At 39.7% G+C, this 25,340-nt stretch carries 20 protein-coding genes; 18 read left to right on the top strand and 2 right to left on the bottom strand.

Annotated features, from left to right (window positions below; genetic code table 11):
• Positions 1-40: 40 nt before the first annotated feature.
• The 13 genes from ACHUE3_RS02770 to ACHUE3_RS02710 all read left to right on the top strand — a co-directional run bounded on the left by ACHUE3_RS02770 (position 41) and on the right by ACHUE3_RS02710 (position 15,151).
• Positions 41-1,351, top strand: a complete 1,311-nt coding sequence (locus ACHUE3_RS02770; RefSeq protein ID WP_394189941.1) for a metal-dependent hydrolase family protein — start codon at positions 41-43, stop codon at positions 1,349-1,351.
• An 8-nt stretch (positions 1,352-1,359) separates the two neighbouring features.
• The gene (locus tag ACHUE3_RS02765; protein ID WP_394189939.1) at positions 1,360-1,764 is read left to right on the top strand and encodes a nuclear transport factor 2 family protein; all 405 of its coding nucleotides are present in this window, start codon (positions 1,360-1,362) and stop codon (positions 1,762-1,764) included.
• Positions 1,765-1,796: 32 nt separating this feature from the next.
• Positions 1,797-3,032 carry an ATP-binding protein gene (locus tag ACHUE3_RS02760; RefSeq protein WP_394190270.1) on the top strand — a complete coding sequence of 412 codons (1,236 nt, stop codon included), beginning with the start codon at positions 1,797-1,799 and terminating at the stop codon, positions 3,030-3,032.
• Positions 3,032-3,562 carry a response regulator transcription factor gene (locus tag ACHUE3_RS02755; RefSeq protein WP_394189937.1) on the top strand — a complete coding sequence of 177 codons (531 nt, stop codon included), beginning with the start codon at positions 3,032-3,034 and terminating at the stop codon, positions 3,560-3,562. The genes ACHUE3_RS02760 and ACHUE3_RS02755 overlap by 1 nt, the downstream gene beginning before the upstream one ends.
• Before the next feature lie 238 nt (positions 3,563-3,800).
• Positions 3,801-4,205 carry a DUF1761 domain-containing protein gene (locus tag ACHUE3_RS02750; protein WP_394189935.1) on the top strand — a complete coding sequence of 135 codons (405 nt, stop codon included), beginning with the start codon at positions 3,801-3,803 and terminating at the stop codon, positions 4,203-4,205.
• Between the two features lie 48 nt (positions 4,206-4,253).
• Positions 4,254-4,505, top strand: coding sequence for a hypothetical protein (locus ACHUE3_RS02745; RefSeq protein WP_394189933.1), 252 nt, complete (start codon positions 4,254-4,256; stop codon positions 4,503-4,505).
• A 933-nt stretch (positions 4,506-5,438) separates the two neighbouring features.
• Entirely contained in the window at positions 5,439-5,702 is a 264-nt protein-coding gene (locus ACHUE3_RS02740; protein ID WP_058559215.1) for a CBU_0592 family membrane protein, read from the top strand.
• Between the two features lie 198 nt (positions 5,703-5,900).
• Positions 5,901-7,796: a TonB-dependent receptor plug domain-containing protein gene (locus ACHUE3_RS02735; RefSeq protein WP_394189931.1), complete on the top strand. Its 1,896-nt coding sequence runs from the start codon at positions 5,901-5,903 to the stop codon at positions 7,794-7,796.
• A 46-nt stretch (positions 7,797-7,842) separates the two neighbouring features.
• On the top strand, positions 7,843-9,579 hold the full coding sequence (locus tag ACHUE3_RS02730) for a sensor histidine kinase (RefSeq protein ID WP_394189929.1): 1,737 nt from the start codon (positions 7,843-7,845) through the stop codon (positions 9,577-9,579).
• Complete coding sequence (locus tag ACHUE3_RS02725) at positions 9,576-10,940, top strand: sigma-54-dependent transcriptional regulator (RefSeq protein WP_394189927.1); 1,365 nt, start codon at positions 9,576-9,578, stop codon at positions 10,938-10,940. The genes ACHUE3_RS02730 and ACHUE3_RS02725 overlap by 4 nt, the downstream gene beginning before the upstream one ends.
• A gap of 198 nt (positions 10,941-11,138) precedes the next feature.
• Positions 11,139-12,101 carry a porin gene (locus tag ACHUE3_RS02720; RefSeq protein WP_394189925.1) on the top strand — a complete coding sequence of 321 codons (963 nt, stop codon included), beginning with the start codon at positions 11,139-11,141 and terminating at the stop codon, positions 12,099-12,101.
• A gap of 10 nt (positions 12,102-12,111) precedes the next feature.
• Positions 12,112-13,584 carry an SLC13 family permease gene (locus ACHUE3_RS02715; RefSeq protein WP_394189923.1) on the top strand — a complete coding sequence of 491 codons (1,473 nt, stop codon included), beginning with the start codon at positions 12,112-12,114 and terminating at the stop codon, positions 13,582-13,584.
• 145 nt (positions 13,585-13,729) lie between these two features.
• Complete coding sequence (locus ACHUE3_RS02710) at positions 13,730-15,151, top strand: coniferyl aldehyde dehydrogenase (RefSeq protein WP_394189921.1); 1,422 nt, start codon at positions 13,730-13,732, stop codon at positions 15,149-15,151.
• Between the two features lie 128 nt (positions 15,152-15,279).
• Here the strand turns inward: ACHUE3_RS02710 and ACHUE3_RS02705 are convergent, their stop codons facing one another.
• The gene (locus ACHUE3_RS02705; RefSeq protein WP_394189919.1) at positions 15,280-16,005 is read right to left on the bottom strand and encodes a tetratricopeptide repeat protein; all 726 of its coding nucleotides are present in this window, start codon (positions 16,003-16,005) and stop codon (positions 15,280-15,282) included.
• Between the two features lie 542 nt (positions 16,006-16,547).
• Between ACHUE3_RS02705 and ACHUE3_RS02700 the strand changes: the two genes are divergently transcribed.
• Together ACHUE3_RS02700 and ACHUE3_RS02695 are read left to right on the top strand one after the other, a co-directional pair.
• A complete protein-coding gene (locus ACHUE3_RS02700; protein ID WP_394189917.1) occupies positions 16,548-17,363 on the top strand; it encodes a DUF6279 family lipoprotein in 816 nt (271 codons plus the stop codon).
• A gap of 158 nt (positions 17,364-17,521) precedes the next feature.
• Entirely contained in the window at positions 17,522-18,565 is a 1,044-nt protein-coding gene (locus ACHUE3_RS02695) for a GGDEF domain-containing protein (protein WP_394189915.1), read from the top strand.
• On the opposite strand, the gene ACHUE3_RS02690 is transcribed toward ACHUE3_RS02695, so the two are convergent.
• Positions 18,562-19,509, bottom strand: a complete 948-nt coding sequence (locus ACHUE3_RS02690; protein WP_394189913.1) for a LysR family transcriptional regulator — start codon at positions 19,507-19,509, stop codon at positions 18,562-18,564. The two genes, ACHUE3_RS02695 and ACHUE3_RS02690, sit on opposite strands and share 4 nt — an antisense overlap.
• Before the next feature lie 121 nt (positions 19,510-19,630).
• On the opposite strand from ACHUE3_RS02690, the gene ACHUE3_RS02685 reads away from it, so the two are divergent.
• From ACHUE3_RS02685 to ACHUE3_RS02675, 3 genes are read left to right on the top strand one after another with little or no spacing between them, the layout of a single operon-like run.
• Positions 19,631-20,797: an efflux RND transporter periplasmic adaptor subunit gene (locus tag ACHUE3_RS02685; protein WP_394189911.1), complete on the top strand. Its 1,167-nt coding sequence runs from the start codon at positions 19,631-19,633 to the stop codon at positions 20,795-20,797.
• 8 nt (positions 20,798-20,805) lie between these two features.
• Positions 20,806-23,961 (top strand): efflux RND transporter permease subunit, encoded by a 3,156-nt coding sequence (locus tag ACHUE3_RS02680; protein ID WP_394189909.1) that lies wholly within the window; start codon positions 20,806-20,808, stop codon positions 23,959-23,961.
• Positions 23,954-25,330: a TolC family protein gene (locus ACHUE3_RS02675; protein ID WP_394189907.1), complete on the top strand. Its 1,377-nt coding sequence runs from the start codon at positions 23,954-23,956 to the stop codon at positions 25,328-25,330. Before ACHUE3_RS02680 ends, ACHUE3_RS02675 begins: the two co-directional genes overlap by 8 nt.
• Positions 25,331-25,340 lie beyond the last annotated feature (10 nt).

The following is a 25,340-nucleotide window of genomic DNA, read 5'->3' as shown; positions in this document are numbered from 1 at the left end:
ACATAATTTACGTTAATGGTAGTAGAAAAAAGGGGCCACCATGAAAATTAAAATAATAAATACGTCTGCTTTATTAGCATTAACAACTTTAGCCAGTACATGCGTTGCAGCGCAGACTCAGGTTATTTATGCTGGATCACTGTTAAGTGGTGTTGAGCAAACCGTTAAAAAACAGCAAACGATCGTGATTGAAGATACGTTTATTACGCGCATAGAAAGCGGTTATTTGACAATGGAACAGCTAGCGCTAACCGACGCTAAGGTTATTGATTTAAAAAATAACTTTGTAATGCCAGGGCTTATAGATATGCATGTTCATGTTACCTTTGAGCGTGATGCTAAAGTTAACCCACATCGTTGGGCAACGGAATACGAAGCTGATTATGCCCTTAGGTCAATCAAGTATTTACAGCGAACACTAGAAGCTGGTTTTACGACTGTACGAGATTTAGGTAGTAGCCATCAGGTTATATTTCCATTAAAGCGTGCGATTGACCGAGGCGAAATTGTAGGGCCACGTATTTTTGCTGCAGGTGACATGATCACTCCCACTGGCGGGCATGCTGATTTACATGGCTACAGACAAGATATAACAGATGAAATAACGGGTGGTTTAGGTGTTTGTGATGGTGCCGATGATTGTCGCCGCGCGGTTCGACAAGTTATAAAAACAGGTGCGGATGTGATTAAAATCACTGCAACAGGTGGTGTATTAAGTAATACGGCAGCAGGCGTTAATCAACAATTAACAAACGATGAGTTAACGGCAATTGTTGATACTGCACATCATCTTGGGCGAAAAGTGACAGCTCACGCACACGGTAATGAGGGTATAAAAGCCGCGCTTCGAGCTGGTGTCGATTCGATTGAGCATGGCTCTTATTTAGATAGAGAAGCTATTAAGTTGTTCAAAAAACAAGGGGCTTACTTGGTTCCAACATTATTAGCAGGTGCTACTGTGAGTGAGGAAGTGTTGAGCAACCCTAATATGCCCAAGGCCATTGCAGATAAAGTGCGTGAAGTGACACCAAAAATGCAGGCCTCGTTTAAATTAGCACTGAAAAACAAGGTTAATATTGCGTTTGGTACAGACTCAGGGGTATCTCGCCATGGCTTGAATGCGCATGAGTTTGAGCTGTTAGTTCAAAATGGGATGACTGAGCAACAAGCAATTCAATCAGCTACTGTTGGGGCGGCTAAGTTACTTGGCCAAAATGCGCAGCTTGGTGACTTGAGTGTTGGTAAGCAAGCGGATATTATCAGCGTTAAAGGATCGCCTATGCAAGATATAACGATAATGCGAAATGTACAGTTTGTTATGAAAGCAGGGCAAATATATAAACAACCGTAGGAGCTACTATGCGTAGCAAAATAAAGGCATCATTGTTTAACCATCTTATTGATGCCGAACGCCAGCTACTTGAACCGGAAATCCGACAGTCAGAGCAAGCTTTAGATGCACTTCTGGATGACGAGTTTATAGAAATTGCTGGTAATGGCACGGTGTTTAATAAATACCAAGTGCTGACGCGTTTGCCTACAGAGGTTGTACCGCAGTTTTATAATCAAAACTTTAAAGGCCGCATGCTTAGTGACGATATTGTACAACTGAGTTATCAAGCTGCTTATAGACGTTCAGCACGCGCAGAGTTTAATTATTCCATTCGAATGTCACTATGGCGCTTTAGTGACTCGTCGTGGAAAATGGTGTACCACCAAGGTACCCCTTGTCCTGTATTTAATATTTCAATGGATGAAGATTAACTCTTCTTGCTAGGTTTTTTATGGCATTTTTAATGCGAACAGATCCAGCCATTAGCCGCTTGTTAATGCTGCGCAGTGGTGCTATTGCTATTCAGCTATTAGCCGTTATTGCAGTTTACTTTTTATTGGAGCATCAAATTGCCCTATTTGAATTGTTGCTTGTTATCTCACTAGAAGCAGCTTTTCAAATTTTAAGTGTGGTTGCTTATCGTAATGTGAGTAAAGCCAAAGAAATGGGTATGTTAATGCAGCTTACTGCTGATGTATTATTTTTAGCCATTTTATTATCACTTAGCGGCGGGGCAACGAATGCGTTTGTGTCGCTATTACTTTTACCAATTATGATTGCTGCGGTAAGTGTTAGCGCAAAGGGCTTGGCATACATTGCAATTTTGGCTATCACGGCTTACAGCCTACTACTATTAAAAGTGCCTCAACACAGTATGCATGATATGGATATGACGAGTCATTTTATCGGTATGTGGGTCAATTTTGTGATCAGTGCCAGCGTTATTGCTTTGGTGGTGGGGGCAATGAATCGTGCTCTGCGTTTTCGAGAACAAACCATCGCCAGTGTAAGAGAAAAGCAGTTACGCTCTGAACAGATTGTCACGCTTGATGGTGCGGCAGTACAAATAACTCACCAACTGGCGAGTCCAATTGCTAACCTTCAATTGATTTTAGAAGAGCTTAAGGAAGAGCAACCTAACAATGAATTGATCATTGAAATGCAAAAACCGCTTGCGCAGTGCACAGCCCAATTAAATAATTTCAGAGAGCTGTCAGCGCAGTTGAGAACAGGCAGTAAAATAAACGCTGTAAAGTTATTAGATATAGCGCAACAAATTCAAGACACCATGCTCTTACACTACCCAGACCAGCAGCTGAAATGGCAAAATGAAACACCTAATGTCAGTGTTAAAAGCGATGCGATGTTATTACCCGCATTACTAAATTTATTACAAAATGCAACAACTGCGAATCAACAAAACAATCAAAACCAGTTGGCGTTAAGCTGGCAACTTACCAACCAAGGGAATGAACCAGAGGTTAGTCTTCTGATCCGCGATTATGGCAAGGGCTTTACTAAAGAGCAACTAAGTCAACTTGGGGGGCAAGTTATGCCAAGCCGCTCAGGAATGGGATTAGCAGTGATGTTATCAAATGTTACGTTTGAACGGTTACAGGGTTCTTTAACACTTTTTAATCATGAACAAGGCGGTGCCGTGGCAAAAGTGAAACTGGCAATAACAAGCGAAGGTGAATAATGAAACTGCTGATAATCGAAGATGATGAAAACCTAGCCAGCACTTTATTAAGACGATTGACCAAACAAGGGTTTACTTGCAATGTAGCACATAATAGCCAGCAGGCTTTAATGCTCGCAGAGCAAATTACACCGACCCATATTTTATTAGATATGAAGCTTGCTGATGATAATGGAATGGACCTTCTTTCTCCATTGCGGTGTTTATTACCTCAGTGCCAAATTGTTTTATTAACTGGTTTTGCAAGCATTGCAACGGCTGTAGAAGCGATGCGCTTGGGCGCTAATGATTATTTAACAAAGCCAGTAGATATGCCGACTTTAGTGAATGCATTATGCCCAAATAATAAGCTGCAAAAAGAGGTCGTTAATTCACCTGACTCGGTGATGTCAGCTGAACGGTTAGAGTGGGAGCACATTCAACAAGTACTGCATTGTAACCAAGGAAATATTTCAGCAACAGCGCGACAACTCAACATGCACCGCCGGACATTACAGCGTAAATTGCAAAAAAAGCCTGTGAAACAGTAATTGCAAAGGGTTGCTAGATTAGCGGAGGCTGTATCAGAAAAGTCATATTTTTTGGATTAAAGGGTACAGGGTTTTTTAAAGTTTATAATTTAATACAATAAAATCAATGGTTTGTTTTTTATTCGTTACTTGCGTGTATAAGTAAGTATTATTTTGTTATTAGCAATTGTTGCTGCAATAGGATTCATTAACTACAGTAAAAATATTCACTTTATTTAAGTTGTCATGATGAGTCCTTATGGATATTTCCCATGTTAATCTTTTTGCTGTTTTTATTGCCGCTTTATCTTCATTTGCGTTAGGTGGGATTTGGTATTCCCCATTACTTTTTCAACGAGCATGGATGGAGGGTTGTGGTCTTACTGAATTAGATTTGAAAACAGTAAACCCTAAAAGGGTATTTGGTGGGAGTTTTATTCTGTCTTTATTTATTGCCCTCAGTTTATCACTCTTTTTTGGACCCACTCCTACTTTAGGCGTGAGTGTTGGCGCTGCTTTTTTAATTGGGGTTTGTTGGATAGGAAGCGCTTACGGGATCACTTATTTGTTTGAACAACGCCCACTCAAATTGTTTTTGATTAACAGTGGTTATCATATTTTACAATTTACAATCATGGGGTTAATTTTGGGTTTACTGCCATAAGCTGATAAACTTCAAGCCTATTTTTTGCAATGTGTATTCCTGTGAGTTATGGCAAAACCCAATAAAAAAGGCCCAACGAAAACGGTAGATGTTTTTTGTGGGCATTGTAAAGCTCAGCTTTATAAATATCGCAAAGGCGGAAAAGGCGCACTCGTAAAATGCTTTGTTGAGCGAATCAGCCAAGACTTCACTTCCACACCGTGTATATGCCCTCAATGCGAACGTCCCTTTGCCCGCGAAACCATGATCCGCGGCGCACCTGCTTATAAAATGATTGGCGGTAAAGTGACGTTTAAGTGACTGCTTAAAGCTTTTTGATATTTTGTGTATAAAAAGTCTGTTAATCAAAGTCTGGAGCAGTTGAATATTGTTTCATAAACTTATGCTCAGATTATATTGGGCTCTTTTAGGATGAAAAGTAATAGGTAAAATAGCACTGAATAAATGCCAAGTTAGTATGAGGTCAAATTTGTGCCTCAGGTTTTTAGTTAGCCAAATAAAAAGCTACAAATGTTTATAAAGTAAACATTGTGGTAGCATTTGCTGTGGAAATTGTCTTACAGCTTATGAAATTAAATTTCAGCGAGGGGTTTAGGTATGGAAGGATACAATTTTGATGCATCGGTTTTAATACCAATCTTAACTCTATACAGCCTTATATTTATATGTTCAAACCTATGGGTATCAGCCGGCCACTCAGTATCAAAAAGAAAAGTTGTTCTTTATGCATTCTTTATTGGAATGTTCTTCACATTAATTTCGCCTTTGTACTTGTTTTTTAGATTATATAAATATCGCTTTAAACACACTTGAGCTTCAGAGAAATTTTTGCGGTTAAATTTTTTATAAGGCTAATTACTTAATTAAGTTTAGTTTATTACTCATTTTTCCCACATTTGACAAAGATATAAAGCTATAGAACAAAAAAGCAGTATTTTCTCTTACACATCCAAAATCGGGCGAGGCGATTCAACTGTCTGCTCAATACATATAATCAGATGCCGATAGACTTTTCGGCGAAGTATATGAGGTACGCAACAATTAAACACTATTATTTATCAAACTTACACGCCTTTTAGATACAGTTCATTTTAAAAGCGGACATTTATCCTGTGGCAATTTTCTTACCCTGCTAAACTTGCTCGGTTTGCTGTTTCAATGAATGAAAACAACCCTCCCCATGGAATGGGCCAGTAGTGTGGGTAATTATAGTAATGGACAAGGGAACCCCTCGTGATTGCACTTTTATTTGATATTATTGGTATGACAGGTACTTTTTTAGTTGTAGGCGCGTTTTTTATGCTGCAACTGGGCAAAGCAACACCAACTGGTTTGCTTTATAACATAATGAATTTATCTGGCGCGATATTGCTACTGATAAGCCTTTGTTATAACTTCAATTTGGCGAGCTTTGTTATTGAGATTTTTTGGATAGCAGCATCGTTAATCGGCTTATACAAATATTTAAAAGCAAAACCCGTGAGTTCGAACGCTTAAGATACGAAAATTTATAGAAAAATACCTTACGCCGTGACACATTTGTATTAATATTGTAAATAGATGGTTATAATGCACCGTCGAGCTTTTATTAACTACTGGTGTTGTGGCGTAATGAATTTAAAGCAAATCTTTTGTGTACTTTTGTGCTTAAGTGCAGCCCCTCTATTAGCTGCAGAATCGGAGGATCTGTTCTCCATGAGCTTTGAAGATTTGCTCAACGTTCAAGTCGATATTGGCTCTAACACCTCAGAAACACTTGCTTCCGCTCCTTCTACAATTACTGTATTCAATAAACAAAAAATTGACCTTTTAGGGGTCGACAGCGCCTACGAACTAATGAATTTTGTTCCAGGTATGCAATCTACACGTGGAGATTGGGTTGGTGCAGTGCCAAAAGATCATGCGCGTGGGGTCTACTTAGATAGCGGCAATGTATTAGTGATGATCAATGGTGAACGCATTAATGAGTCGTCGTTTGGCAAAGCATCTGTTTATATGCCTTTTATACCAGTAGAGATTATTGAAAAAGTTGAATTCATCCGCGGTCCTGGCTCTGCACTCTATGGTAGTAATGCATTTATGGGGGTGATGAATATTGTTACTAAACAAGATGTTAATGAAGTTACTGCAATGCTAGGGTCAAACGCTAAGCAAGGCTTGTCGTTAAGTGGGCATTATCAATTCAATGAAGATGTAACCGCATTTGCTTCTTTGGCAATCAATAAAAAAGACGGTGAATATTATCCTCAAGCTGTTCGAGACCCTTTGGAATCAATGTATTTTGAAGCGGGTTTGAACATTCACGCGCTAAAAGTAAGAGGTCGATACAACAAAGTTGAACTGGATGAGTTTATCAATCTTGCCGGTTACTCTAAACTAAATCAGCATCGTAGTGAGAACAAGTTTATATCATTTGGCTATGACTTGCTGCAAAATACAAAAACACAATTAACAACAAAAGTGGCGTATTCAGAGCATGATATTGAAAGTGCAGGGTTAATTCTAGCAGCTAACGATAACCCCTCTGCAAGCAATGATTTTTTACTTGGACCTGCATGGAGAACTACTGATCTTAAAGTAAATATCGATTTTAAACATCAGTTTATTAACGAATGGGTGCTTAATGCCGGTTATGAATACTCTGATGCAGAGCAAAAAAAGGCCGGTGTCCGCACCAATTTTTATGACTCTGAAAGTGGCAATATAATTCTAGAAGATGACTATTATTTAGGTAAGGTTCTTACGTTAGAAGATTATGCTCCTTTTGCAAGCCTGAAAGAATCTTTTGAAACACACAGCCTATACGGTCAATTGAAAATCCCTTTTTCTGAACACATAACTGTTTTTTTAGGCAGTCGCTTTGATGACGTAAAAGGCATTGATAGTAAATTATCCCCACGTTTTGCCACTATATACCAACCTACGCCCGCGAATACGTTTAAATTACAGTACGGTGAGTCATTTAGAACCCCAGTTACTAATGAATTATATTCAAACGATGATGTTACTGTAGGTAATCCAGAACTCAGATCTGAATATGTTAAAACAACAGAACTCATATGGCGTCACGAAGCAAACACATGGCATTCGAACATGGTTTTATTTCACAATCAACTGCATGATTTTATAACCACAGTGCCGCAACTAAACAACGCTAATATGTTTACATTTTCAAATCAGTTAGATGATACTAACCGAGGTGTTGAATTTGATAGCCGCTGGAATATAGCGCCTGAAATTTCTTTGACAGCTACTTATACCCAGTATTTTGACAAGCCTATCAAACCGACCTTCAAGCGTTTTGCAAGCATTGTAAGCAGCTACGAGTTGGACCAATGGCTATTTAGTATAAACGGTTTATGGCGCGGGGAAGTAAAAGGTGAAACTTTAGCAGCAACCCCCTTTATGCAATCAAGCTATATGCTATTTTCAGCGACATCACGATATTCAATAAACGATAAAAGCCGTTTAACCTTAAAAATGTATAACCTATTAGATAAACAGCATAATACCTATGATCCACGGGTCGCGAATGGCGCTGTAGCTGGTGTATCTAGAGAAATATCGTTAAACTATTCAATGGACTTTTAAAAGGGACTAGCGCCCTCACATTATTCTTGTAGGTAAACGATACGTAATGCAGCGCATTTCAAAAAAATATTTGGCGGGCTCAGGTGTTCTGCTTATACTACTGGTTTGCGCATTTTGGCTTGGGCGTCAGTATGATTTACAACAAAGTGCTGGGCAAGCTAAACAACAGGTAACACAATTAAGCCGATATTTAGATACTGAACTTGCTCGTTTTTCTGCGATACCTCACCTTGTGACAGACAATCAATTGCTGTCTGGTTTTATTCAAAATGATGATAAATACGCTAATGCGGTTAATAATTACTTAGCAGATATACAGCAATCAAGCGGCGCGTCTGATGTATATGTATTGAACCTAAAAGGGGATGTAGTCGCATCAAGTAACTGGGAGTTAGATTATACGTATATTGGCAATAACTTTGCTTTTCGGCCCTATTTTTATGAGGCAATAGAAGGTAACAAGGTGGCATACTTTGCACTTGGGTTACGTTCAAATGAGCGGGGGATATATTTTTCAGAGCCCATATATAAGGGTGAAAATATCATTGGTGTTGTAGCGTTGAAGGTGAACGTATCAAAATTCGAAAGTGATAGGCAATTATTGAGTGCGTCGCAAACAAGTCACTTTTATCTGACGCTCAGTGATGGTGTTATTGCGATGTCTAATAAAGCGAAGTGGCGATTGAATACAATGAAATCGTTTAGTGAAACAGAGCTTGAAAAACTACGTAGCAAACGAAGTTATCTAAATCATATACCTAAAAAAATCACAACTTATATAAGTAATGCCCAAGATATTGAGTTATTAAATATAACGCAAGAAACAGAGCTCACTCAGTTTGTATTTGCAGAATCGAAAATTAAGCAACTTGATGCCAAAATGACTGTGTTGGTGGATGTATCTTCTGTTAACTTTGCGCAAATCCCTCGTCTTTTTTGGCTAAGCGTTTTTTATATTTTAGCTCTTATAATTGGCTATGGATTGATGTCACGCTTTGCTGGTTATAAAAAGTTGCTATATTCTCGCTATAGCCTCGAACAAGAAGTTATTGAACGAACTGACGCTTTAGAAAAAGCACAAATGGCGTTAGTACAATCTGCTAAGTTAGCCACAATAGGGCAGTTGAGTGCAGGTATAAATCACGAAATCAACCAACCGCTCAGTGCGATGAGTACTTACCTAGTCAGTGCCAAAAAGCTGATAGCGAAAGGAAATATCCAAGCAGCCCAAGATAACATTATTATTGTGCAAAGCTTGATTGAACGTGTGCACCAAATCGTAGGGCAATTGAAACATTTTAGTAAGCCTGCGCAAACACAGTTACGCTCACAAAGCCTTTCTCAATTGTTAAAAAATGCGATGTTGATTGCCAACCCACAGCTCAAACAAAATCAAATTATGGTAAAACCCATCGAAATAGATGATTCGGTGACTGTTTGGGTGGATGGTGTGAAGTTTGAGCAAGTGTTGGTAAACGTGATCACAAATGCGAGCCAAGCAATGGCAAACCAAAGTGTTAAAGAGTTAAGCTTTGAACTTGAGCAATTTGATGGGCGAGTTAAGTTTTCTATACTCGACACTGGTCCGGGGATTGAGCAGCATGCCCTAGGTACCATATTTGAGCCTTTTTATAGTACCAAGTCCAGCAATGGTTTGGGCCTTGGCTTATCAATTTCAAAACAGATAATCAATTCTTTTAATGGCTGCCTTACAGCACATAATCGACCAAATGAAGGTGCGCAATTTATTATTACCTTAGCCTCGGATAAAGGAAGTATATGACCGAATTAGACCAGCAGTGTAAGCAGGTTATTGTTATAGATGACGAAGCAATGATCCGTGACTCACTCAAACAACTGCTTGAGATTGAAGGTTACCAAGTGCAGTGCTTTAGTGAGCCACTTGCTGCGTTATCCAAATTAACAAGGCGGTTCAACGGTGTAGTGATCAGTGATATTAATATGCCAAAAATGGACGGTTTGGCGATGCTTGAGCAAGTCCGTGCATTTGATAGTGAACTCCCTGTTATATTTTTAACCGGATTTGCAGATGTGTCAGTTGCTGTAAAAGCAATGCAATTAGGGGCGTACGATTTGTTTGAAAAGCCCCTTAATGAACAACTTCTGGATTGTCTTGCTCGCGCATGTGATAAGCGTGCACTTGTGATGGAAAATCGTGCATTGAAGTTGGCGGTTGAGAAAACATCGGCACCGGGCGTCAGAATTTTAGGTGATACGCCCCAAATGCAGCATATGATGCATCTTTTAAACACGGTGATTGATACCCCTGCAGATGTGATGATTGAAGGTGAAACAGGCACAGGTAAAGAGCTGGTGGCTCGGTACTTACACGATCAAAGTAATCGTTCTAATAGCAATTTTGTCGCGATTAACTGTGGCGCTGTACCAGAACAATTAATTGAAAGTGAACTTTTTGGTGCTGCCAGCGGTGCGTATACAGGTGCCACTCAAAGCCGACAAGGGAAGTTTGAATTTGCAAAAGGCGGAACGGTTTTTCTAGATGAAATAGAAAGTACACCAATGTCATTACAAATCAAACTACTGCGAGTGCTTGAAGAAAGAAAAGTAACGCCAGTTGGCGAGAATAAAGCCATTGAGTTAGACGTTAGAATTGTTGCAGCGACTAAAGTTGATTTATTAACGTTGGTGGATGAAGGGAAATTTCGCGCTGATTTATACTACCGTTTGAACTTGGTAAAAGTCAGTATTCCTGCGCTGCGTGATAGAAAGGCAGATATCCCTTTACTGTTTAAGCACTTTAGTTCGATTGCTGCTACGCGTTTTCATAAACCGCCTGCGCCATTAAATGCTCAATCACAGCAATATTTATTGCAGTATGATTGGCCTGGTAATGTAAGGGAGCTTCGAAACCAGGCTGAACGTGCTGTTTTATTGGGGGCAGATCTCGCCTTTGCTACAAATAATGTAAATCAATCAACCCCCCCGGTAGATCTTAGCTTGGCAGAAAAGGTGAGCTTTTATGAGCAATCACTAATTAAAGAAGCGTTAGAACGTAATCAAGGCAGTATTAAACAAACCATGCACACTCTGCAACTTGCCCGAAAAACACTTTACGACAAGATGAGTAAGTATGGTTTGAATAAAGATATGTTTAAAGATTAGTATTTAAAAATGGGTGGTTTTGGTGACAAACCTGCTTTTTTCTTGTGTGGTTTTCTACCCAAAAGGAAAGCGAGGATTAATGTGTTTTGTTTTAAGTTTATGATTAATAACGTTTTTAACATTTGCTAACGGGTTGGCAACATATTTGCCTTTATATGAAGGAACAACAAATTCCTTTAATAATAAAGAAGGCACATAATGACTATAATAGATAAAAATCAAACGTTGCTACTTGCAGTTTCATCGCTCGCTCTATTGGCCCCTTTGCAAAGTGCATATGCAGCAGAGTACGATATTTACGGAAAAGCAGAAGTACAAATAGCCCACACTGATAAAGGTACTATGCGATATGCAGGTGAAGGCACTCAAATTGACGCTCCTTTTTCTCGCATTGGTGTTAAAGGTAACCACAAGCTAACAGAATCACTTAGCGCGATATTTAAGTATGAAGTGCAAGTCAAAGGCTTTGAGCACGATAATACCAGTGAGCCATTTAGTGCGCGAAACACGTACTTGGGTTTAAAAGGAAACTTTGGTGAAGTGGTTATCGGTCGCAACGATACCCGATTTAAATACTCTGAAGGTAAAGTAGATAACTTTAATGAAACCCAAGCGGATATTGCTCAGCTTTTACCAGGTCAAGATAGACTGGGTGACACACTAACTTACACATCAAAATCTTTTTCTGGTGCGCAACTATCCCTCACTTATGCACCCAAAGATGACAGTGCTAATAACGAAGCAGGCTTTGCTGCAACGGTTATTTACGGCGATCGTGGTTTAAAAAATAAAGATTACTATGTTGCGATTAGTCATGTTGATTCTTTAAATAATATTAATGCTACCCGTGTAGCGGGTGTGCTTAAACAAGCACAATGGCAATTTGGTGCAATTTATCAGCGCAGTGAATCACTTGATGGCAGCAAATCAGGTAATGGGTATGTGGTTAGTGCAAGTTATACATTAGATAAATGGGTACCAAAGGTGCAGTTTGCTAGCGACGATTCTCAGTTACGCCATGATAACGATGGCAGTCAATGGACCGCAGGGGTAGATTATGTATTTGATAAGCAAACACGTGCTTATTTGTTTTATACAGATTTAGATCTTGATCAAAAAAGCGATAGCAGCCTTGCACTAGGCCTGAAGTACAAATTTTAAGGGGTAAGTGATGAGTGAAATAATCAATAACGATCAAGGTAAATCACCGCTTACGCAGTATATTATACTGTTGTTAGGTCCGTGTATAATGTTACTCACCTGTCTAATTGATCCTCCATCAGGTCTGAGTGTTGCGGCTTTTCGAACCGCAGGTTTAGCATTTTGGATGGCATCATGGTGGGTCAGTGAAGTAGTGCCTATTCCTGCAACGTCACTGTTGCCGCTCGTGTTTTCGCCTTTAGTGGATATAGCATCTATTAAAAGTGTTGCAGCACCTTATGCGCATCCATTAATCTTCTTATTTTTGGGTGGATTTTTAATATCTATTGCCATGGAGCGTTGGGGTTTACACAAACGTATTGCTTTAAAAACTATGCTTTACGCGGGGTCTAAGCCAAGTTTACAAATATTAGCGATGATGCTTGTAACTGCTTTTTTATCAATGTGGATGTCAAATACTGCAACAGCGGTAATGATGCTGCCTATAGCTCTATCTATTACGCATTTAGTGCAACAATCGAACCCACAAAATAATGGCTTTGGTAAAGCATTGTTACTGTCGATTGCTTATGGTGCCAGTATTGGTGGTATAGCTACACTGATTGGTACACCACCTAATGCGTTAATGGCTGCTTATTTGTCTGATAGCTATCAAATTGAAATTGGTTTTTCACAATGGATGATGGTCGGTGTACCTTTGTCTTTGGTTATGTTAGTTATTTGCTGGGTGTGGTTAACACAGTTTGCCTATAAAGTAGACAAGGCTGAGGCAGGGAGTGTAAAAGTAGACACCAAATCGTTATTTAGTTCGCAGTTACTGGAACTTGGTTCAATGCAACGAGCAGAAAAAGGCGTTTTAGCTGTATTTGCTCTGGCTGCTGTTTGCTGGATTTTCAGGCCTCTACTTGCTGATTTTTCAGGTTTAAAAATATCTGATACCGGTATTGCAATCGCTGCAGCGCTAATGTTGTTTATATTACCTGCAAACAAAGGCAGCAATGAACGTATTTTAGATTGGCAAAGTACATCAGGCGTTCCTTGGGGTGTGTTATTGTTATTTGGTGGTGGTTTAACCCTTGCTGCTCAGATTAAATCTTCAGGTTTAGCCGAGTACATTGCGCATATGATTGATGGTGCAGACACAATACCATTGGTATTAAGTGTACTATTGGTGGCAACTATGATCACTTTCTTAACTGAAATAACGAGCAATACGGCAACGGCCGCAGGATTCTTACCGTTGCTAGGGCCAGTTGCAGAGTCAATTACTGGAACTCCATTAGTGTGGGTTATTCCTGCTGCAATAGCCTGTAGTTGTGCCTTTATGATGCCAGTTGCAACGCCGCCTAATGCGATTGTGTTTGGCTCTGGACAAATACAGATGCGAGATATGATTAGATCAGGATTTGTTTTAAATATCATTGCAATCGTGCTGATCACATTAGTTACTATGACCATAGCTGCATCAGTCTTTAATTTTTAACTCCAACGGCGCTCGTATCTTGAGTTGCCTTGGTTATAATTACCCAACCAAGAGTGCTTATGTTTAGTATAAGCACTCTTTATTGCTCCTCAGTATAAACACGGTTATAGTATTTTTCTGGTAATTTTAATGAACGGATTTTCTTTTGACTGACAGTGCTAGTATTTCTGCTGACTTAACGTCTGCTTTCAACGTCATGCAAACACGCTTTGACAGTGCTCCATATCCCGCTATAAAAGATCGTATTAATCTTTTAAAAACACTTAAAAGCAAACTTATTGCGGGTGAAGGTGAGATAGTCGCTGCTATTTCAAAAGACTTTGGCTACAGAACAGGTTTTGATACTGTTTTAGGTGATATCTTACCGACAGTAAAAGCCATTACTTATAATATTAAGCATCTCCCTAAGTGGGTGAAAGATACGCCGCGTCGTGCAGGTGTTTCGTTAGCACCTTCTAAAGTCTCGGTAAGTTATCAACCAAAAGGGGTCGTGGGTGTTATTTCTCCGTGGAATTACCCAATTCAGCTTGCTCTCGTACCAGTAGCAACGGCGCTAACCGCAGGTAACCGTGTGTTACTGAAGCTAAGCGAGTTTACACCTCATACTAATCAAGTTTTGAAACGACTTTTTAGCGACGAATTAAGTGAGTATTGCACTGTAATTGAAGGCGAGACGCAGGTAAGCCAGCAGTTTTCAGCTCTGCCATTCGCACACCTGTTTTTTACAGGTTCCACTAATGTAGGGCGCCATGTAATGGCCGCAGCAAGCAAAAATTTGACACCTGTGACCTTAGAGCTAGGTGGAAAGTCGCCAGTGGTAGTAGCTCCTGGTACAGATATTACTAAATCTGCAAAGGCTATATTGTTTGGTAAAATGTCTAATGCTGGACAAATTTGTGTCGCGCCAGATTATGTTTTAGTTCCTAAAGAGTTACAACATCAGCTAACACAAAGCTTATGCGCCTTATATAAAAAATATTATGGATTGGGTGTAGAGGGAAAAAATTTAACATCAGTGGTAAATACTGCTCATTACGAGCGATTAAATAGCTTACTTGAGGATGCAAAAAGCAAAGGTGCACAAGTAATAGAGCCTCTTGACGATAATATGACCGATCAACAGAAGCATCGCATGGGATTGCACATAGTGACGCATGTGAATGATGATATGTTGATAATGCAAGAAGAGATATTTGGGCCAGTATTACCTATCATGAGTTATGACAAGCTAACGGACGCTATAGCGTATATTAATAACCATCCGCAACCGCTTGCATTGTATGTGATGGGTCATGATAAGGCTGCTAACGAATCCATAGAGTTGCAAACGCAAAGTGGCACGTTTGCAGTAAATGATACGCTTATGCAAGTAACAGCGGAAGATATACCATTTGGTGGTTTAGGAGAGTCTGGTATGGGAAACTATCATGGTAGAGAAGGGTTTATTACTTTTAGTCACCAAAGAAGTAAACTATTGAGTGGTCAATTTAATCCACGATTAAACTTACTGCTATCTCAAAACTCTTTTCTTATTAAATTGCTTAAGTGGATGTATTTGCGTAACTAACAAATATTGGGTCGCTATTTGATTCACACGGCCTTACCAAATATTTATAAAGAATATTCAAGTTGCCCGATAAAAATCTGTTCTTAAATGGTTTTATCGGGCAATTGCTATATGAGTGTTAATTGCTGTTAATAGATTCGACCTTCTCCAGCATAGAGTCCTGCTTGAATTCGCTCGTAAAGTTCATTCGCTTTTTCTTTAGCGTCAGTTATTTGTGCAGGCAGCATTTTTCTTTCATCTAGCTTGCGGCTGTGGCTTGCGTTTAAGTTTCCGTTAAACTCGGCTACTGAATTCCAGATATATGACTTTTCGATATTCTTTTCTACACCTAAACCTTCATAATACATGAGTGCAATATTGAACTGGGCTAAGGAGTAGTTATTTCCGGCTGCTTTTTCATACCATTTTAGCGCTTCTTTGTAGTCAAGTTTGACGCCATCACCATTTGAGTACATTACCCCGAGGTTAAATTGTGCTGCTGGCAAGTTTTTTTCTGCAGCTTGCTTAAATAAGGACACGGCCATTTGCTTATCAAGCTTAACGCCTTTACCTTCATCATAAAGTACAGCGAGGGCAAACATAGAATCAACGTGGCTCTTTTTAACTGCTTGCTGGTACAAATCAGCAGCTTTACGGTAATTGCGTGTTACACCGTGGCCATTTTCGTATAATTGCCCCAGTTCATAAATACCAGGTGCGAACCCTTTATCAGCAAGGTAATTAAATTCTTTTAAGGCCTCTTCAAATTGCCCTTCATTGGCGGCTTTAATACCTTCTTCAAGGCCTGCATGGCTAAAACAAGACACGCTCAATGCACCAATCATTAACAATACTTTTAATTTCGGTTGCCACATGACAAAACCTCCAATAAGTTGTAACTGTATAATTTTAGTTCTAAGCTGCAAAAAACCCAACTTATAATTAAAAATCGTAATAATGAAGGTAAGATACAGATATTAAGAGATAAATCAAAGAAATAAAAAAAGCCCCTGAGGGGCTTTTCAGTCATATCTACCGTCACCGATATGAGCAATGTAGCAAGTAAATGTGATCTAAAAGTGAAATACTTTGGGTCGAGTAAAGTATCTCACTGAAGCGGCACGCTCTTCATCAACATACAGTTTAATGGTTCCAGCATCCATGCTGGGAATTCCATCCTTAGGCACTGAGGTCGGTACTTAAATAAATTGGTTACCCTGTGTTAATGAAAATGATTATTACTTACAGGTGAGTGTTCGTCAATACTTAAATGATAATTATTATCAAATAATGTGATCGTATTTAATTTAGCTACAGTATAAATAAAGCCAATTTATTTATTGGCAGAATAACAAGGGATTTTACTTACATGTGCAAAAAAAATAACAAGTTAAGCTTAAGAAATGGGCTGTTGGTTATGCTCATTGTGTTTGTCAGCGGATGCTCTGCAAGTTTTACCTACAATAATATTGGCTGGCTTTCAGGCTTCTGGATTGATGATTATGTAGATCTAAATAAGCAACAGTCGCAAACAGTCAAATTATTGATTAAAGATACGCGTGACTGGCACAGAACAAGCCAGTTACCACTTTATAAATCTGATCTAATATATTTGCAAAACATACTCAGTGATTCACCATCTGAGCAGGCGCTCATCGAACACTTTAATAATTCAAGGGAGCATTGGCAGACCTTGGTCAACAAAATTGCCCAACCGTTAATAGACGTTGCTAAATCTCTTGATGAAAATCAAAAAATGCAATTCATTGCTAAGATTCGAGATGACATAAATGAAGAGTTGGAAGAATATGAAAAGCAAACTGATGCAGAGCGAAGCGAGGAACGGTTAGAGAAACAGACCGATACCTACAAAGAGTGGTTAGGAAAGCTCTCGCAACAGCAACTCACTCTAATTGCGAAAGCCAATGACAGCTATGAACCCCGATTTGTACAATGGCAAAAATACAAAAACACGCGATTAGATGCCTTGGTTGCAGTTTTTGATAACCCTGCAATAAATGAGGCTGAATTTAGCCAAAACATGCTGCATATTATTACTGAACGTGAAGCCTTTATGAGTCAAGAGTTGATTGCTGCAACTGAAAAAAATCAAGCTTTGTATGCGAAGCTATTAGTTGAATTACGCCATACACTTAGCCCGAAACAAATTAAGCATGCTAAGGATAAATTTAAAGATATGATTGAAGAAATCGATGATTTAATAGTCGATTAACGTACCATATTTAATTTATTGGTTTTGATATTTTCGAGATAAGTGTTATGGCCGCTAAGTACAAGGGCCAGCTTTAAATAATGGATTGGCCATTTTAGCTTGAGTTATAACAAAGAGTGTTTAAACTTGATGTTATAAATTTAAAATTAAGTATTTAGATGACTATTGCAGCACTTAACAGTACACATGTCTTACGCAGTAAGATACTAAAATGGATGTGTTTCTGTTTAAGTTTTGTAGCCGCAGCGTTTACCTATTTTAATGTGTTTATCAACAACTTTTTAGTACTCGGCATCCTAGAAGGTGTGTTTGCAGTTTATTGCTTCTTTATATATATCACTGTTTCGAGTAAGAAAGTTAGGCTCTGGCAATCTCTAAGTATTTGTTTATTTTTAGCTTTGCTGGTTGTGTTTGGCAGTTACCTGGCCGCAATGAAAAACGCATTGTTTGTCTGGATGTTAGTGCTCCCAATTGCCTATTATTTGTTAATGGGAGTTCGTTGGGGGGCGTCATTATCTTGTCTCACCATAGTGCTAGAAGGTATTGTACTTTTTTCTAAACCTGATCTTTTTCCATTTGCCGCATTGAATTTAGGCTTGAACCTTTCTCTTGGTTATCTTCTTATTTGGGTGTTGGCGCATGTATTTGAAAGCAGCCGAGAAAACTCATACAAACAATTGCAAAATTTGGCTCTGCTTGATCCATTAACAGGCACTGGAAATCGCCTAGCCATGAACCATATTTTCGAGACTGAGCTTGTTAATAAGCTCGGCTTGTACACTCTTGTCATGGACTTAGACTTCTTCAAACGCGTTAATGATGTTTATGGCCATGCGGTCGGTGACAAAGTATTGGTTGCCGTTACTCAAATCTTACGTGATGCGTTACCTGATGCTCATGTGTTTAGGATAGGTGGTGAAGAGTTTGCAATTTTTATATATGACTGCTCTTTTGATGAAGCAAAATGCAGTGCGCAGATGATACGTAGCAGTATTGAAGCACATCCATTTTTGATTGATGATCAAACAATTGCACTAACAGTTAGCGTAGGTGTTGCTCAATATAAATCAGGTGAAACATTAAAATACACCATAAAAGCGGCAGATGATAGGCTATATGAGGCAAAGCGAAATGGTCGAAACCAAGTTGTTATGCCACCAGAGGATGTTGTTATGCTGAGTGACCTAAAGAAGATCTCTTAACGACTACGATACATGCTGTCAAAATTTGGTATGTTCTTTTCCCAAATCGGCGTGTCTTTGCCTAAATGTTCCCTCATTGCATCAAAGAAGAGGCGTGTTCTAACCGGTAAATCTCGATGCGGATAAACAGCGTACATTGCACTGTACTCCGTGAGATGTAGATCTGTTAATAAGGGGACTAATCGACCTGTTGTGACTTCGCTATCAATAATAAAAGCGGGCGCCAATACATAAGTGGTACCGGATAGTGTTTTTTCTAGTAAAACCTCAGCATCGTTTGCTCTAAACACACTTTTTATTTTTTGCTCTTGAGCATCACCATTTTGGTCAATATAGCGAACACCTTCTACTCTTAATGAAGTACTAGAGTAGCTAGCAGCCGGCAAATCGGCTAAATCTTCAATACTTTTAGGCATTCCGTAAGTATCTATAAATTCAGGTGAAGCTAATAGTAATAGTCTATTGCGTGCAATTTTACGGGCAATGAGCGAAGAGTCTTTGGGCTCGCCAACACGAAAAGCCAAATCAAATCCTTCAGAAACTAGATCAACTAATTTGTCATCTAATCTCAATTCAATTTCTACTTGTGGAAAGCGCTTTTGAAAGTCGTTGATTACAGGTTGTAAGTAGCGCCTGCCGATAATTGTAGAAGAGGTTATTTTTAGCACACCGCGTGGCTCTTGATGATAATTTTCAGCAAGGCGAACTGTTTCACCTAGTAGCTCTCTTAATTCTGCTGCTTTTTTTACCATTTCTGCACCAGCAGCCGTTAGTGAAAAAGACCGTGTTGTTCTATTGAGTAAACGGACACCTAGATCATCCTCTAAGCGGCTAATTTGTTTAGAAATAACAGAACGATCAATGTTGCGTGTTTCGGCAGCTTTAGCAAACGACCCTCTTTCGACGACTTCTAATAGCATCAATAAACGGCTCGTTGTGTCCATGATATATCCAATCAATAATAATTGATGCCATTTTGGCATTAATGAATTTGAAAATCTATGGTTTTTGTCCGCATGTTTGTTCCGTACCATTTAAATATAGATAAAATGGAGAAGCGTCGATATGAACAAGCACTTAATAGCTACCGCAATTATAGCGGCATTACTAACCTTAAGCGGGTGTGCAGAAGAATCTGCACAAAAAAATACCCAACAGCAGCTACAACCTATAGATGTGGCAACAGTAATCACAAAGCCAGTGCAAAGTTGGCATACATACACAACTCGTTTAGAGGCGCCTGAAGAGGTTTCTTTAATGCCTCGTGTTTCGGGTGTTATTGAAAACATTGCTTTTGAAGAAGGTGATGTAGTTAAAAAAGGCGACTTGTTATTCGAGCTAGATGCACGTCCTTACGCAGCTATTGTTGCAAGCTTAAAAGCGCAAGTTACCAGTGCAAAAGCTGCACTGCAGCAAGCTAGCAGTGAAGCCAAAAGAGCTGAGCGGCTAACGCAGCGCAAAGCAATTTCAACAGAACAGGCTGAATCACGCACTTCAACTTTACATCAACGTAAGGCACAGCTTGCTGCTTATAAAGCGCAGTTAACAGCTGCTGAACTTGATTTGGCTTTTACTAAAATTCGCTCACCGATAGAAGGTATTGTTTCACGCGCTAACATTACAAAAGGTAATAATGTTCAAGCTGGTCAATCGGTTCTAACCTCGATTGTTTCTAATAAAACAATGTATGCGTATTTTGATGTAGATGAGCGTACATGGAATCGCTCATTCAGCGATGTTACCCGTTCAGATAAACAAGCGGTTGTGATGCAAAAAGTAGGTGAAGCAACATTTGACCATGCAGGCCATATCGATTTTATCGATAATCAAATTAATGTAGCAACAGGTACATTGCGTGTAAGAGCACGGTTTGAACAGTCAAAAAATGAATTAAGAGCGGGCTCATTTGCACGGATTAAACTTGCCGCGAATGCAGTGCAAGAGCATATAATTGTACCTGAGCGTGCTATTGGCACTGATCTTAAAAACCGTTTTGTATTAACCGTTGGCCAAAACAATGTTTTACAGTACAAGCTAGTCACTGTGGGTGAGCGATATGGGCGTTTTAGGGTTGTTACTTCAGGTTTATCTGAGTCTGATGTCATTGCTGTAAATGGCCCTGCTAGAGTTGGTCCGGGTATGCCTGTTGCACCAAACAATGTGGCATTAGATACCTCAGGTATTGCATTTACTTTACAGCCGTCTTCTCATAATTTAATGGCTAGGAAGTAGGGCATATCATGAAATTTTCACACTTTTTTATTCAGCGACCTATTTTTGCAGCAATGCTGTCATTAATTATTCTTATTGCTGGTGGTATTTCTTTGTTTCAGCTCCCTGTGAGTGAATACCCGGAAGTTGTGCCGCCTACAGTGGTTGTTACTGCTAACTATCCAGGTGCTAATCCAACGGTTATAGCTCAAACTGTAGCAACACCATTAGAGCAAGAGATAAATGGCACTGAAAACATGTTGTATATGTTTTCACAAGCTACAAGTGATGGCCGAATGACGTTAACTGTTACGTTTGCACTTGGCACTGATCTCGATAGAGCGCAAGTACAAGTACAAAACCGCGTAAACAGTGCGTTACCCCGCTTACCGGAAGAGGTACAGCGTTTAGGTGTCGTTGCAGAAAAATCATCACCAGATCTAACGATGGTTGTGCATTTATATTCACCGCAGAAGACACACGATACAGCGTACTTATCGAATTATGCTGATTTGTATATCAAAGACCAAATTGCACGATTAGCGGGTGTGGGTGATGTGCAATTATTTGGTGGTGGTCAGTACTCTATGAGAGTTTGGCTAAATCCTGATGCATTGTCTGCACGTGGTTTGACTGCGATGGATGTTGTTACGGCTCTTCGTGCTCAAAACCAACAGGTTGCAGCGGGGAGTTTGGGTGCTCAACCTGCCTCAACAGACAGTCAGTTTCAAGTATTGTTGAATGTTAAAGGGCGTTTAAACAGTGTTGAAGAGTTTGATCAAGTTATTATAAAAGTGGGTGAACAAGGGCAATTAACTCGCCTTAGTGATGTTGCGCGGGTAGACTTGGGACAAAACACCTACTCATTACGCGCTGAACTTGATAATCAACCAGCACTGGCTATGCCTATTTTCCAACGACCGGGTTCAAATGCGATTGAGCTTTCTGATCAAGTACGTGAAACTATGGCACGGCTATCTAAAGCATTTCCTGAAGGCGTTGAGTATGACATAGTTTATGATCCGACAGTATTCGTGCGTGGTTCAATCGATGCTGTTATAGCGACTTTGCTTGAAGCAATTGCATTGGTTGTTATTGTGGTTGTGTTGTTTTTACAAACTTGGCGAGCATCTATTATTCCATTGATTGCGGTCCCAGTTTCGTTGATTGGTACATTTGCTGTGATGCAATGGCTAGGTGTATCAATCAATACCTTATCGTTATTTGGTTTGGTGTTGGCTATTGGTATTGTGGTTGATGACGCGATTGTGGTGGTTGAAAATGTTGAGCGAAATATCGGCCAAGGTTTATCACCTTTAGAAGCAACCCGTGTAGCGATGACCGAAGTAACCGGGCCAATAATTGCGATTGCTTTAGTGTTATGTGCCGTATTTATACCTACTGCATTTATTAGTGGTTTATCGGGCCAATTTTATAAACAATTTGCATTAACGATCACCATTTCAACTGTAATATCAGCATTTAACTCATTAACACTTTCACCTGCGTTATCTGCTTTATTACTTAAAAGCCATGACGCAAAACCAGATGCATTAACACGTTTGCTAAATCGCTTATTTGGCCGCTGGTTGTTTAATCCGTTTAATCGTCTATTTGACCGTGGCGCAAAAGGTTATCAAAAGCTGGTGCAAAAGTTAATGCGTATGAGTGCTATCGTATTGGTTGTTTATATTGCATTAGTTGGTGGCACAATTAAATTGTTTGATGCAGTGCCAGGTGGCTTCATCCCTGCACAGGATAAACAATACTTAGTTGCCATTGCTCAGCTACCTGATGCAGCGAGCCTTGATCGTACGCAAGATGTTGTAAAGCAAATGCAAGAAATTGCATTGCAAGTACCAGGCGTTGCAAATACGGTTGCGTTTCCAGGATTGTCTGTTAACGGATTCACAAATAGCCCTAATAGCGCCATAGTGTTTACTCCTTTAGATGCATTTAGTGAGCGAGCAGAACCACAGTTGTCAGCCATGGCAATTGCTGCACAACTAAACCAGCGTTTTTCAGCTATTGATGAAGCATTTGTTGCTGTCTTTCCACCTCCGCCAATTCAAGGGCTGGGTACTACGGGTGGCTTTAAATTACAAATAGAAGACCGCGCAAATAAAGGCTTTGAAGCTTTGTTTAATAGTCTTCAAGCGGTAATTACAAAAGCACAGCAAGATCCGGCGTTGATGGGGATGTATTCGAGTTTTCGCATTCAAGTGCCACAAATGGATATTGATATTGACCGTGAGCAAGCTCTAATACAGGGTATTCCACTAGATGAAGTCTTTAATGCGCTGCAAATATACTTAGGCTCAATGTATGTAAATGACTTTAATATGTTTGGTCGTACTTACCAAGTTAATGCGCAAGCAGATGCTCAATATAGGCTCGATCCAGAGCAGATATTGAACCTTAAAGTACGTAATAACCAGGGGAACATGGTGCCACTTGGTTCAGTACTGACAGTTACACCAACCATTGGACCAGACCGAGTTATGCATTACAACGGTTACCCAAGTGCTGAACTCAATGGCAGCCCTGCGCCAGGTTTTAGCTCTGACCAAGCGCAATATGCAATAGAGGCAATTTTAGCTGATACCCTGCCTACTGGGATTGAGTATGAATGGACTGAAGTAACATTCCAGCAAATTCTGGCGGGTAACACGATGGTTTATGTTTTCCCTTTGGTGGTTTTACTTGTGTTCATGGTATTAGCAGCGACGTATGAAAGTTTACGTTTGCCATTAGCTATTATTTTGATTGTACCCATGACTATATTCTCTGCACTAATGGGTGTGTGGCTAGTGGGCGACGATAATAATATTTTTACACAAATTGCCTTAATTGTTTTAGTGGCACTTGCATCAAAAAATGCCATTTTGATGGTTGAATTTGCCCGTGACAAAACCAAGCAGAACATGAGTCATTTTGATGCCATTTTAGAGGCATGCCGTATGCGTTTGCGCCCCATATTAATGACATCAATAGCATTTACCGCAGGTGTTATTCCGCTTGTACTGGCTACAGGAGCAGGAGCTGAAATGCGCCATGCAATGGGGAACGCGGTGTTTTCTGGCATGATAGGCGTGACAGTATTTGGCTTATTGTTTACACCTGTATTTTATATTTTAGTAACCAAGACACGTAAAGCCCCATCACAGGAGCAAATTAATGAATAAGTTAAGATTAACAGCTGTGATTGTTGCTGGTTTATTAAGTGGTTGTGCGAGCAAAATTGATGAGCAACAGTATCAATTAGACTTACAATCATTTGTTGAAAAAACGCAAATTGCACAGCAATTACAGGGCACTGATGAGCTTAATTGGTGGCAACAATTGGGCTCACAACAGCTCAATAATCTAGTTGTCAAAGCGCGCAGTAATAATTTTGATTTAAAGACCCGCCAGTTTGAATTGCAAAGTGCTTTAGCGCGCTTAGGTGCTGAACGTGCCCAGTACTTACCACAAGGAAATATTGGTGCGAGTGCGACGCGCACTAGCACCGATAATAGTCAATCACGTGAATCGCAATCAGGTGTTAATTTAGATTGGCAGATAGACTTGTTTGGTAAAGTCACTGCACTGGTTGACGCTGCAAACGCCGGTGCAATGAGTCAAGCTGAGCAATTAAGGGCATTGCAAATAGAAACACTTTCTTCAGTAGTGAAAGGGTTTGTAAGTTACCAAGGTAACTTACAAAAAAAGCAAATAATAAACTTGCAAATAGAGGCACTTTTACAAAGTATTGACGTACTAAAAGCACGTGTTGAAGAAGGCGTTGCAAGTGAGCTTGATTTAAATCGGACGATGGCACAACTAAAACAGCAGCAAGCACTGTTACCTGAAATTGAATTTGCTCAGTTTAGTGATTTGTCAATGTTAGCTTTATTAACAGGGCAGCTCGCTAGTGATATAAAATTACAGTCTGAAAGAGACATACTCAATCGCAATTTTACGGTAAGTTTAACCAGCCCAAGCAAAGCGGTTGCACTTAGGCCAGATATCAGCCGAGCACTTTTTGAGTTTAGCCAAGCAAGCTCACTGAGTGTGGCTGCAAGTAAAGCTTTACTGCCAGATATTAGCTTGACTGCTTTTGCTGGGGTAATTAGCTTAGGTAATAATCAATTATCTGATACACAACAACAGTGGCAGTTAATGCCACAGATCCAGTGGTCATTATTGAGTTACCCTGCTTTACTTGCTCAGCGTGACGCGCAACAATATTTGACGAAAGCGGCGTATAGTCAATACCAGCAAGTAGTGTTAAATGCGATGAGCGAAAGTGAACTATCGTTACAGCGTTTAGTCAAACAAAGCGAACAAAGCATGTATGCAAATGAGCGTTTTAAGTATGCCAACAATGCATTTTTACAAGCACAAGCGATGTATCAAGAAGGGCAAATTCCCTACTTAGAGTTGTTAGATGCGCGACAGGATGTTTTAATAGCCCAAGAGAATGCAGTAGATTCAACCATTTCATCATTACTTGCCAAAGTAAATACTTACCAAGTATTCAATGGACGTTGGGGCTACGCGTTAGTTAATTAGTTAAATAGAG

Origin of the sequence: Pseudoalteromonas atlantica, from assembly GCF_043641955.1 — a bacterium.
In the GTDB taxonomy this organism is placed as follows: Bacteria; Pseudomonadota; Gammaproteobacteria; order Enterobacterales; family Alteromonadaceae; genus Pseudoalteromonas; species Pseudoalteromonas atlantica_A.
The sequence above is the reverse complement of the archived record's forward strand: the minus strand, read 5'-3'. Positions and strand labels throughout refer to the sequence as shown.